The organism is Actinoplanes sp. ATCC 53533 (assembly GCF_003947245.1).
The window spans coordinates 15840-27511 of record NZ_QHHV01000048.1 but is presented as its reverse complement, the minus strand read 5'-3'; the positions used below and the strand labels follow the sequence as shown (position 1 = coordinate 27511).

General features: G+C 71.6%; 10 protein-coding genes and 1 pseudogene. 7 read left to right on the top strand and 4 right to left on the bottom strand.

The genetic code is table 11. The features are described from left to right. Positions 1-22 precede the first annotated feature (22 nt). Together DMB66_RS17425 and DMB66_RS17420 are read left to right on the top strand one after the other, a co-directional pair. On the top strand, positions 23-1594 hold the full coding sequence (locus DMB66_RS17425) for a methylmalonyl-CoA mutase (RefSeq protein ID WP_125805142.1): 1572 nt from the start codon (positions 23-25) through the stop codon (positions 1592-1594). A gap of 219 nt (positions 1595-1813) precedes the next feature. After that, complete coding sequence (locus DMB66_RS17420; protein WP_370318619.1) at positions 1814-3094, top strand: amidohydrolase; 1281 nt, start codon at positions 1814-1816, stop codon at positions 3092-3094. A gap of 394 nt (positions 3095-3488) precedes the next feature. Here DMB66_RS17420 and DMB66_RS17415 read toward each other — a convergent pair. After that, a pseudogene (locus DMB66_RS17415) lies at positions 3489-4490 on the bottom strand (DUF4349 domain-containing protein); the annotation flags it as partial. Between the two features lie 109 nt (positions 4491-4599). On the opposite strand from DMB66_RS17415, the gene DMB66_RS17410 reads away from it, so the two are divergent. The 4 genes from DMB66_RS17410 to DMB66_RS17395 all read left to right on the top strand — a co-directional run bounded on the left by DMB66_RS17410 (position 4600) and on the right by DMB66_RS17395 (position 7990). Then, on the top strand, positions 4600-5235 hold the full coding sequence (locus tag DMB66_RS17410) for an MBL fold metallo-hydrolase (RefSeq protein WP_125805141.1): 636 nt from the start codon (positions 4600-4602) through the stop codon (positions 5233-5235). Between the two features lies 1 nt (position 5236). After that, positions 5237-6196 (top strand): hypothetical protein, encoded by a 960-nt coding sequence (locus tag DMB66_RS17405; RefSeq protein ID WP_233624627.1) that lies wholly within the window; start codon positions 5237-5239, stop codon positions 6194-6196. Between the two features lie 42 nt (positions 6197-6238). Continuing rightward, complete coding sequence (locus DMB66_RS17400) at positions 6239-6973, top strand: hypothetical protein (RefSeq protein ID WP_125805139.1); 735 nt, start codon at positions 6239-6241, stop codon at positions 6971-6973. A 63-nt stretch (positions 6974-7036) separates the two neighbouring features. Continuing rightward, complete coding sequence (locus DMB66_RS17395) at positions 7037-7990, top strand: GNAT family N-acetyltransferase (RefSeq protein WP_125805138.1); 954 nt, start codon at positions 7037-7039, stop codon at positions 7988-7990. Between the two features lie 3 nt (positions 7991-7993). Here DMB66_RS17395 and DMB66_RS17390 read toward each other — a convergent pair whose 3' ends face one another. Beyond that, a complete protein-coding gene (locus DMB66_RS17390; protein ID WP_125805137.1) occupies positions 7994-8455 on the bottom strand; it encodes a gamma-glutamylcyclotransferase in 462 nt (153 codons plus the stop codon). Positions 8456-8562: 107 nt separating this feature from the next. Between DMB66_RS17390 and DMB66_RS17385 the strand changes: the two genes are divergently transcribed. Next, positions 8563-10008: an NAD(P)H-quinone dehydrogenase gene (locus DMB66_RS17385; RefSeq protein WP_125805136.1), complete on the top strand. Its 1446-nt coding sequence runs from the start codon at positions 8563-8565 to the stop codon at positions 10006-10008. Here DMB66_RS17385 and DMB66_RS17380 read toward each other — a convergent pair. Both DMB66_RS17380 and DMB66_RS17375 read right to left on the bottom strand, forming a co-directional pair. Further along, a complete protein-coding gene (locus DMB66_RS17380; RefSeq protein ID WP_125805135.1) occupies positions 10002-10652 on the bottom strand; it encodes a hypothetical protein in 651 nt (216 codons plus the stop codon). The genes DMB66_RS17385 and DMB66_RS17380 overlap by 7 nt on opposite strands. Positions 10653-10684: 32 nt before the next feature. Further along, the gene (locus DMB66_RS17375) at positions 10685-11446 is read right to left on the bottom strand and encodes a DedA family protein (RefSeq protein WP_125805134.1); all 762 of its coding nucleotides are present in this window, start codon (positions 11444-11446) and stop codon (positions 10685-10687) included. Positions 11447-11672: the final 226 nt, after the last annotated feature.

Sequence of the window (11672 nt, the reverse complement as noted above, 5' to 3'; positions counted from 1 at the left end):
ACGCTGCCTTAGGATCGCCCTTGTGAACGCAGAATCCGGGTTCGAGATCAAACCGGTGTACGACCGCGGAGACGTGGCGCCGGATGTCGACGCCAAGCTCGGCGAGCCCGGTGCCTATCCGTACACGCGGGGCGTCTACCCGACGATGTACACCAAGCGCCCGTGGACCATGCGGCAGTATGCCGGCTTCGGCACCGCCGTCGAGTCGAACGCCCGCTACCACCAGCTGCTGGCCGCCGGGACGATGGGCCTGTCCGTCGCCTTCGACCTGCCCACCCAGATGGGTTACGACTCCGACGACCCGATCGCGCACGGCGAGGTCGGCAAGGTCGGCGTGGCCATCGACTCGATCGACGACATGCGGCAGCTCTTCGCCGACATCCCGCTCGACCGGGTCTCCACGTCGATGACGATCAACGCGCCCGGCTCGCTGCTGCTGTTGCTCTACCAACTCGTGGCCGAGGAGCAGGGGGTGCCCGGCGCCGCGCTGACCGGCACGATCCAGAACGACATCCTGAAGGAGTACATCGCCCGGGGGACGTACATCTTTCCGCCGAAGCCGTCGCTGCGGCTGGTCGCGGACACGTTCGCCTACTGCCGCACCGAGATCCCGAAGTGGAACACGATCTCCATCTCGGGCTACCACATGGCCGAGGCCGGCGCGACGCCCGCGCAGGAGATCGCGTTCACCCTGGCCAACGGCATCGACTACGTGCGCGCGGCGATCGCCGCCGGGCTCGCGGTCGACGACTTCGCGCCGCGGCTCTCGTTCTTCTTCGTCGCCCGCACCACGCTGCTGGAAGAGATCGCGAAGTTCCGCGCCGCCCGGCGGATGTGGGCCCGGATCATGCGCGAGGAGTTCGGGGCGAAGAATCCGAAGTCGCTGATGCTGCGCTTCCACACCCAGACCGCCGGCGTCCAGCTCACCGCCCAGCAGCCCGAGGTCAACCTGGTGCGGGTCGCGATCCAGGCGCTGGGCGCGGTGGCCGGCGGCACCCAGTCGCTGCACACCAACGCCTACGACGAGGCCATCGCGCTGCCCACCCAGAAGTCGGCCCGGCTCGCCCTGCGCACCCAGCAGGTCCTCGCCTACGAGAGCGGCCTGGTCGACACAGTGGACCCGTTCGCCGGCTCGTACGTGATCGAGGCCATGACCGACGAGGTGGAGGCCGCGGCGGCCGCGCTGATCGAGCGGGTCTTCAGCTACGGGTCCTCGGTGGACGCCATCGAGCAGGGCTTCCAGAAGCAGGAGATCGAGACCTCGGCATACCGGATCTCGCAGCAGATCGACAGCGGCGAGCGGGTCGTGGTCGGGGTCAACCGGTTCGGCGTCGACGAGGAGGAGAAGTACGAGCCGCTGCGGGTCGACCCGGCGATCGAGGCCGACCAGGCCGCCCGGCTGGCCAGGCTCCGGTCCGAACGGGACTCCGTCGCGGTCGAGGCGGCGCTGGCCGACCTGCGGAAGGCGGCCGAGGGCACGGAGAACGTGCTGCCGCCGATGCGCGAGGCCTTGCGGCTGCGTGCCACCGTGGGCGAGGTCTGCACCACGCTGCGCGCGGTGTGGGGCGTGTATCACCCGGTGGAACACTTCTGATCGGGGTAACCTCCCGTCCAGAAACGGAACCGCGTCACCTCCGGTAATCGTCATCCGTTGGAGGAGGAGGCGCCGCTCAGTGCTCTTATCAGGGCATTTAGTAACACAGCGCGAGTCGATCAATACGGTAATGACGTTGCACAGCGTCACGTACAACGGTCTAAGCTTTCGCGCGTTGCGGAAACCGGTTCATATGACGAGAGCGATAGAGAATCCGACGTGACGAGTGCATTGACCGTGCCTGACGGCCCACCGAAGGCTTCCTTCCCGGGGCCGCTGTCCTCCTTCGCAGGGCCGCTGCCCGGCGCCGAACCGCTGCCCGGGCAGCTGGACCGCTGGCTCGCGGCCCGGGGCCCCGAGCTGGTGACCATCCGCCGGCACATCCACGCGCACCCGGAGCTCTCGAACGCGGAGTTCGAGACGGCCGCCCTGATCGCGCGCGAGCTCGCCGTCGCGGGCCTCAGCCCCCGGCTGCTGCCCAAGGGCAACGGGCTGATCTGCGACATCGGCGAGGGCGACCGGGTGATCGCGTTCCGCGCGGATCTGGACGCGCTGCCGCTGCAGGACACCAAGGACGTGCCATACCGCTCGACGGTCAGCAAGGCCGCCCACGCCTGCGGCCACGACGTGCACACCACCGTCCTGCTCGGCCTCGGCCTCGCCCTGGCCCAGCTGAACGAGCAGGGCGAGTTGCCCGGCCGGGTGCGGCTGATCTTCCAGCCGGCCGAGGAATGCGTGCCCTCCGGCGCGCCCGAGGTGATCGCCTCCGGCGCGCTCAAGGACGTCGCGGCGATCTTCGCGCTGCACTGCTACCCGCAGCTGCCGGCCGGCCTGGTCGGGGTCCGCTCGGGCCCGTTCACCGCGGCCGCCGACACCGTCGAGGTGCGCCTGACCGGCCCGGGCGGGCACACCGCCCGGCCGCACCTGACCGCCGACCTGGTGCACGCGCTGGGCCGGGTCATCGTCGACGTGCCCGCCCTGCTGGACCGGCGCGTCGACCCCCGCGCGGGGGTGTCCATGGTCTGGGGCGCGGTGCGGGCGGGCCAGGCGTTCAACGCGATCCCCGGCGAGGGCTACGTCCTCGGCACCGTCCGCATCCTCAACCGCGAAGCCTGGCGCGAGGCCCCGGAGCTGATCACCAAGCTGATCCGCGACGTGGTCGCGCCGACCGGCGCCGAGGCCGAGGTGAAGTACAACCGCGGCGTGCCGCCGGTGATCAACGACCGGATGGCATCCGCGGTGATCGCGGGCGCGGCCGGCGCGGCGCTGGGCGCCGACCGGGTGGTCGAGGCCGAGATCAGCATGGGCGGCGAAGACTTCGCCTTCTACCTGGACGACGTCCCGGGCGCGATGATCCGCCTCGGCACCGGGACGCCGGGGGCGGACACCAAGTTCGACCTGCACACCGCCAACTTCGACGTCGACGAGAAATGCATCGGATACGGGGTGCGGGTGATGGTCCACACCGCGCTGGCGGCCTTGTCGACCGGGGCGTTCTAGGCGCGCCTTGATCAAGACTTGCCGACCGGTCAAGATCTAGATCAAATTCATGTCGTGCCTGGTTGCCTGGCCCTGACCGTCGCTCCCGCCGAGGTCGGGCGAGGGCGGCCAATCGCCTGGCGGCTCATGAACGGCCACCCTCACCCTGCCAGGTCCGTGCTTGCCGGGCTTATTCTCCGGACTTCTCCTCGCCCTGCGACGGGGCTTTCTCGCCCGACGGGTTCCCGGGCTTGGAAGCGGCGGGTCCGGGGGCCGGGGTTGCCGGGCCTGGGCTCGCCGGGGTTGTGGTTGCCCGGCCGGCGGTGGGGTCCGGGTTTTCGGTCGGCGGGGCCGAGGCCGAGGGCTGCTGCGGCTGGGATTGCGGCTGCGGCTGCGGTTGGGGCTGCGGTTGGGGCTGCGGCTGCGGCTGCGGTTGGGGCTGGGCGTAGGCCGGCGCGGGGGTTGCCATCGCGTATGCCGGGACGCCTGCCATCGGGGTCTGGGCCGGGTGCTGCGGGCGGTAGCGGCGGATGAGCCAGATGATGCCCCAGGCCGGCAGGCCGAGGGCGATCAGCCAGGGCAGGAGCCAGCCCAGCACCGTCAGCAGGACCGCCAGCGAGGCCAGCAGGCCCTTCCAGCCGTTCTCCAGGCCGGCCAGGAAGCCGGGCGGGCGGTCCTCCTTCGGGGTCACCGTGGCCTGGGGGTCCAGCAGGACGACCGTGATCGTCGACAGCGCGGTCAGGTCGGCCAGGCGGCGCTTCTTCGCCTGCAGGGAGGCCAGATCCGCCTCTCGGGTCGCCACCTCGCGCTCCAGCATCACCAGGTCGCTCAGCGACTTCGCCTGGGCGAGCAGCTTGCGGCCGCTGTCCACCCGGGCCTGCTGGGTGGCGAGCCGGGCGTCCAGGTCGATGGTCTCCTCGGTGACGTCGTCGGTGTTGATGCCGCGCTGCTCTTCCTTGCCCAGCCCGGCCAGTTGGTCTACCACGGGGTAGAACTTCGCGGCCGGGACGCGCAGTTCGAGGGTGGCTTCCTGCGAGCCCGCGCCGCTGTTGCGCTTGTCGCCGCCGACGAAGCCGCCTGCCGCGGTCGCGATGCCGGAGGCGCGGGCCGCTGCGATGTTCACGTCGTCGACCCGCACGGTGATCGCGCCGGTGTAGATGATCGAGCGCCGGTCCACGCTGAGGTCCGGTGCCTTGGCCGCCTGGTCCTGACCGCCCCCGGCGGTCGCCTGATCCTTGTCGGCGGCCTCCGGGGCGCCGTTGGCGGGGGCCTCGGCCGGCGCCAACGGCGCGCCCATGTCGGGTGCGCTGCCGGAAGTGGACGCCGCGTCGTCCGAGCCGCCCCCGCAGCCGGCCAATGCCAGCGTCGCGGCCAGTCCGGCGGCGCCGAGCGCTGCGGTGATCCGTCGTGTACGCATGGATGCTCCGTTCCCCGTTGAGGTCTGCCCCCTGGGACGTGCGGCGCGCGGGAGCCGGTTCCGGCAGACTGCGACATGAGCGGTCACGATTCGGCACCGGAGGGGTCCCGTGCGCGTCACGAAGTTCACGCATTCCTGTCTACGTATCGAGGGGGACGGCGCCGTGCTCGTCGTCGACCCGGGGGCGTTCAGCGAGAGAGCGGCCCTGGCCGGGGCCGACGCGGTGCTGATCACCCACGAGCATTTCGACCATCTTGACGTCGGCGGGCTCGCCGACACCCTGGCCCAGCGGCCGGGCCTGCGGGTCTACGCCCACCCCGACGTGCTGCCGAAGCTGACGGCGTTCGCCGACGTGGTCACCGCGGTGGAGGCCGGCACCGAGTTCGCCGCGGCGGGCTTCACCGTCCGGGCGTACGGCGGGCAGCACGCCGTCATCCACCCGGAGATCGCCCGGATCGCCAACCTGGGTTTTTTGATCTCCGACGGCGCCGGCTCGGTCTACACGCCCGGCGACTCGTTCACCGTTCCCGACGAGCACGTCGACACGCTCTTCGTGCCGCTCAGTGCGCCCTGGCTCAAGCTCAGTGAGGCCATCGAGTTCGTCCGCGCGGTCAAGCCCGGCCGGGCCTTCGCGCTGCACGACTTCCTGCTCACCGAGACCGGCGCGCGGGTCTCCGACGGCCACCTCGAGCGCCTCGGCGGCACCCGGTATGCCCGGGTCGCGCCGGGTACGACGCTGGACTGACGTGCCGGCCAGCACCGAGGATCTGATCCGGGCGCTCTACGAGGCGCCGCCGGACGGCTTTGTCGCGGGCCGGGCCGCCGCGATCGCCGAGGCGAAGCAGGCCGGGGACACCGAGACTGCCAGGCGGCTGGCCGCGCTGCGCAAGCCGACCGTGGCGGCCTGGCTGGTCAACCTGCTCGCGCTGCGCCGCCCGGAGCTGATCGACGAACTGGTGGAGCTCTCCACCGCGCTGCGCTCGGCCCAGCGCGGCCTGCAGGGCGAGCAGTTGCGGGAGCTGTCCACGCAACGCCGGCAGGTGGTGTCCGCGCTGGTCAACGCGGCGCAGCGGCTCGCGATCGAGGACGATCCGGGGCTGCGCTCGGCGAAGCTGCCGATGGCCGAGGTCGAGTCGACGCTGACCGCGGCCCTGGCCGAGCCCGACATCGCCGAGCAGGTGCGCAGCGGGCGGCTGGTCAAGGCCGCCACGTACGCCGGCTTCGGCGAGGTGCCCCGGCCCCGGCTGCGGCTGGTCACCGCGGAGCCGGAGGAGCAGGAAGCAGAGCGGGAGGACGAAGAGGAAGCAGCGCGGGGTTACCAGGAGGACGCGGGGGAAGCAGAGCGGGGGCGGCCGTCGGCGCTGGAGGAGCGCAAGCGCCGCGCGGCCGAGAAGGCGCGCCAGGAACGCGCGGAGCGGCGCCGCGACCTCAAGCGCCGGCTGACCACCGCCCGGTCCACCGAAGCCAAGACCCGGACCCGGCTGGAACGGGCCGAAGCGGCAGAACGTGACGCGGCACACGCCGTCGACGAGATCGAGGAGCAACTCGCCGAGTTGGAGCGGCAGCGGATCGTGGCCCAGGCCGAGGTGTCGCGCCGCAAGCTGGCCCGACGCTCCGCGGAGCGGGACGCGTCTGCCGCCCGGCGCGAGGTCGGCGACGTCGAGGCCGCCCTCGAGGACCTCGACGCCGAGGAACCGGAACAGTAAGCCCATTTTCCTGAACCGGTCAGGGGGAGCAGAATCGGGCGCGTGACCCCCGAACAGGCAGCCGCCAACGCCAAGCCGGGACTCGCCAACCTCGTCGGGGCGTTCGCTGAATCCCCGCAGACGCTGCGCCGCGCGCGGTTGATGGGGTTGTCCGGGTGGGCGTACCACGTGTCGGCCCGGGCCGGCGCGCTCGGCGACGTGCGCCCGGAGACGGTCGCCGCGGCGATCGGCTTCATCGCCCCGGACGCGGTGACCGACGGCTGGGAGGCGGCGGCCAAGACCACCCCGCCGGTGGAGGTGGCCACCTGGCACCTGCACGAGCTGTGCCGGTGGGGCGTGGACGAGCTCGGCGGTTTCCCGCGGCTGACCAGGCTGCTGGAGCTGTCCAAGCGGGTGGTGGAGGCGGTGGACGCCGCCGGGCTGCCGTTGTTCGCGGCGTGGCGGGCGATGCCTGTCCCGGACGCCACGGCGGGCGCGCAGGCCGCGGTGATGCTGCATCTGCTGCACGAGCACCGGCTGGGCGTGCGCGTCGTGGCGGTCCGGGCCAGCGGCCTCACCCCGTTGCAGGCGATCATCGCGGGCCCGGACGGCGAGACGGACGCGGTGGCGTTCGGCTGGCAGCCGCCGTACCCGGCGCCGGGGCCGATCGTGCGGCGCCTCATGTGGGCCGAGTCGGTCGCGGACTCGCTGGCCGGGCAGGCGTACGCGCAACTCAGCCGGGTCGAGCGGATCGAGCTCGTCGGCCTGCTGGAGTCCCTGTCCCACCGGCTCAAATAGCGAACCTGCCGGGAGTCGGTAAATCCTTGGCCCGGCCGCCGGGCGGTGTGCTCAGATTTCCAGATGACGGAATTGCCCGAGGGCTGGCGCATCCGCCGGCCGGTGCTGGACGACGTGCCCGAGATCCTCCGGCTGGCCCACGCGAGCGACATCGCGGCGGTCGGCGAGCCCGACTTCACGACCGAGGAGGTGCGCGAGGCGCTGACCGCCCCGCACACCGACCCGGCCCGGGACTGCTGGCTGGCGCTGGACGCGGCCGGCGAGATTGTCGGCTGGGCCTATCCGAGCAACGCGTCGGCGGGCGACCGCGACTTCCTCGAGGTGTACGTGTGGCCGGAGCGCGGGGTGCCCGCCCTGCGCCCGCTGCTGGCGCTGCTACTGGCCCGGGCCACCGAGCGCGGCCGGGAGTTCGGCCACGACCCGTACACCGTCCGGGCGGGCGCGATCCCCACCGAACAGCCGTGGATCTCGGCGCTCACCGACGCCGGTTTCGCCTTCCTCAAGCAGCACGCGCGGATGACGATGCCGTTGACGGCCGCCCAGGTCACCGTCCCGGAGCCGGCGCCCGGCGTGACCGTTCGGCCGGTGCGACCCGATGACGAGGACGAACTGCGCCGGTTCCACGCCACCATCGCGGAGGCGTTCCGCGACAGCGACCATCCCGCCACGGACTACGAGACGTGGCGGAAGCGACTGGCTGACGAGTCGAGCATCTCGTGGGACGAGTGGTTCGTCGGCGAGGTCGACGGTCAGTGGGCCGGCGTGTTGCAGAGTTCGGACTCCAGCGCCGCGGACAACGACGGGTGGGTGCGGTCGCTGGGGGTGCTGCGGCCGTACCGTCGCCGGGGTGTGGGTGCGGCCCTGCTGCACCGGGCCTTCGCGGCCTATGCCGCGAAGGGCCGCACCACCGCCGGCCTGGGGGTCGACCTGGCGAATCCGACGCAGGCCGCGCGGCTCTACCGCGCGGTCGGGATGCGCCCGCTCTACGAGGCCAACATCTATCAGCGGACGGTCTGAGGGTCAGATCTCGGGCGAGGCCGTCCGGGTCGGCCGCTGGCGCAGGTCGGCCACGTAGTCGTCCGGCGCGCCGGCCTTCTCGGCCGCGTTGGCGATCTCGGACAGATACCAGGCCGTCGGCATGCCGCCCTCATAGCCGTCGAAGACGTAGACCCACGCGCTGAACTCGCCCTCGAGCGTGGAGACACGGACGGTGAGCTTCTGGTACGCACCCGCCGTCACCCCTTCCAGCTCGTCGAGCTGGGCGGCGTCCCACGGGTGCACGTCGTAGAGCGAGACGAAGACCCGGTCGCCGGGGGACTCGACGATCGTGGTGACCGCGCCCTCCCAGCCCATGTCGCCCTCGCCGGCGAAGGTCAGGCGCCAGCCCTCCACCCACCCGACGCCGACCATGGGCGAGTGCGGGCAGTAGGCCCGCATCCGGGCTGGATCCAGGTTTGAGCCGTACGCGGCGTAGTGACCCACGGCGATGACGATAGCCCGGACGGCTGGTGGTGGAGAATACGAGGTGTGCGTGTCGGCACATCTGCGGCATGAAACGGACAAAAGAGCGCAATGGAGGTCGGAGTATCGTGAGCCGGATCGTGATCATCGGCGGTGGGCCGGGCGGGTACGAGGCGGCACTGGTCGCCGCACAACTCGACGCGGACGTCACCCTCGTCGAGGCCGACGGGGCCGGCGGCGCGTGTGTGCTCTCCGACTGCGTGCCGTCGAAGACCTTCATCGCCAGCTCAGAGGTGGTGACCGGATATCGGCACAACGAGCGCTTCGGCATCCGCTCGGCCGGCCTGGAGGGCGTGACCATCGACGCCAAGGCGGTCAACGACCGGGTGAAGCGGCTCGCGCTGGCCCAGTCCGGCGACATCCAGGCCAAGCTGATCAAGGCCGGGGTGGACGTCGTCACCGGCCGTGCCCGGCTCGGCGAGGACACGCTCGGTCACACTCACCAGGTGTTGATCACCCCGTCCAACCACCCCGCCGCCACCCTTGACCGGCCTGAAGGCAGCCCCGTCGGCGGGAGTGAATACGCGGTGGACGCCGGCACCGTGCTGATCGCGACGGGCGCCACCCCGCGGGTGCTGTCCTCGGCGGTGCCGGACGGCGAGCGCATCCTCGACTGGCGGCAGGTCTACGACCTCGACGAGCTGCCCACCCACCTGGTGGTCATCGGCTCGGGCGTCACCGGTGCCGAGTTCGCCAGCGCCTACCTCGCCATGGGCGTACGGGTCACCCTGGTCTCCAGCCGCGAGCGGGTGATGCCGCACGAGGACGCCGACGCCGCCATGGCCATCGAGCGGGTCTTCCGTGAGCGCGGGATGACCATCCTCAACCAGTCCCGCGCGGACTCGGTCGTCAACACCGGCGACGGGGTGCTGGTCACCCTCGCGGACGGCCGCACGGTCGAGGGCTCACACGCGCTGATGGCGGTCGGCGCCGTGCCGAACACCGCCGAGCTGGGCCTGCGCGAGTACGGCGTGGACGTGGCCGACGGCGGCTACGTGACCGTGGACCGGGTGTCCCGCACCAACGTCCCGGGCATCTACGCCGCCGGCGACTGCACCGGCGTGCTGCCGCTGGCCAGCGTCGCCGCCATGCAGGGCCGGATCGCGGTCTGGCACGCCATGGGCGAGGCCGTCGCGCCGCTGCGCCTGCGGACGGTCTCCGCCAACGTCTTCACCGACCCGGAGCTGGCCACGGTCGGCCTCTCGCAGAACGACGTCGACGCCGGCAAGGTGCCCGCCCGCCAGGTCATGCTGCCGCTGACCGGCAACGCGCGGGCGAAGATGGCCGGCCTGAAGGACGGTTTCGTCAAGCTCTTCTGCCGCCCGGCGACCGGTCAGATCGTCGGTGGCGTGGTGGTGGCGCCGAAGGCCAGCGAGCTGATCCTGCCGATCACGATGGCGATCGAGAACAACCTGACGGTGGACCAGCTCGCGCACACGATCACGATCTACCCGTCGCTGTCCGGCTCCATCGCCGAGGCCGCCCGGCAGTTGATGCTGCACGAGCGTCAGTAGTTGCGCGCGAGGAGCTCCAGGGCCCAGCCGATCTGCTCCAGGAGCTCCAGATCGTCCGTGGTGTTCCCGGCCGCCGTCAGCAGCGCGGCCGGGACGCCACTCCGGAGCCAGGCCGCGACGTCCGGAGGCGGATCGCGGTAGGCGGCCTCGACGACGAACATCGTCAGGTGCCAGGGCTTGGCGCCGGGGAAGGCCGCCAGCAAGGGCTCGCCGGGTCGCCCGAGCGCGGTGACCATCTCGTAGACCGTCTCCGCGTCCAGCGGCGACGGGTGCCGCGCCAGCGTGTCCAACCACCATGCGGTCAGGAACCGGTCGACGGCCGCCCGCTCCTCGGGCGTGCCGGACGCCAGGCAGCGGGCCAGCTTGCTCGGCAGGTAGACCGTCAACGGGAGGTCGTTGAGCTCCCCGGCGACGGTCAGCTCCAGCAGCCGGGGGATGAAATGCCGGAAGTACGGCTCCTCGCCCCAGGTCGAGAGCCCCTTGAAGACCAGCTTGCCGATGGCCTCGGCCGGGATCTCCCGCAACGGGTACGAGTGCAGCTCCGCGATCTGCTCCGCCGACACGCAGTGGTCGCAGTACGCCACGTCCGGGTCGAGCGGCACGGGGGCATAGGCCCGGTATACCTGCTCGATCTCGTCCCGCATCGCGCCAGGCTATGCCGACGGTGCCAGCCGCGTCAGCGCCGGATGCGGCTCGGCTGGTCCTGCTGCGTCGGCAAGTCACCCGGCTTCAGGGCGGCCGGGGCCTCGTCGGCCGGGACCACGTCGTCCGGCTCGGGCTTCTCGGCGTCGTCCGACTCCTTGCGGCCGCCGAACAGGGCCAGGATCCAGCCCGCGGTGCCGAAGATGACCGCGGCGCAGGCGGCGATTGCGAACAGCCGCCAGGCGGACTGGGTGATCGCGGTGCCGCCGACGTGGCCGACCAGGCCGCCGTACGTGGCCCAGCCCAGCGCCGCGGCGCCGTCGTAACCCACGAAGAGCTTGGTCGGATAGCCGCTGCGGCCGGCGTGGTAGCCCGCCGCCATCCGGCCGCCGGGGACGAAGCGGCAGAGCAGCAGCACCAGCGGGCCGGGCTTGCGCAGGCCCCGGGTGAACCGCACGGCAGCGCGCCGGGTCTTTGACTCCGGCTTGTCCACGTGCTGGTTTCTCGGCGCGAAGCGTTGCCGGACGGCACTCAGGCGCCCGCTGAGCCAGTGCCCGCCGACGTGCCCGGCGGTGCGGCCCAGCACGAAGGCGATGGAGTCGCCGGTGAACATGCCCAGCACGCCGACCGCGATGACCAGGGGCAGGCTCAGGTTGCCGTAGACGGTGAGCGCACCGCAGGTGATCATGATGGCCTGGATCGGCACGACCGGCACCATCGCGTCGACGGCGAGGAACCCGAAAAGCGCAAGGTAAACCCATGCCGGCGTTGCCATCACGGTCAACAATTCGGTCATCGGTCGGCCACCTCGCGCCTCCAGGGCTCACGGCATTGTCCGTGGGCGCCCCTGAGAATGAGCTGAGTAAAGAATGCTCCCTGATCAGGCCCGGCAAAGGGTGATGCCCGACACGCTACGTGTCGCATGTTGCCGGTGGGGTCCGCTCTCACGAGGCATTTCTGCCAATCTCTGACGATGTAACCCTGGATCGGCGCTTCTGATGCGGGCCGGGCGCGCGTAGCCT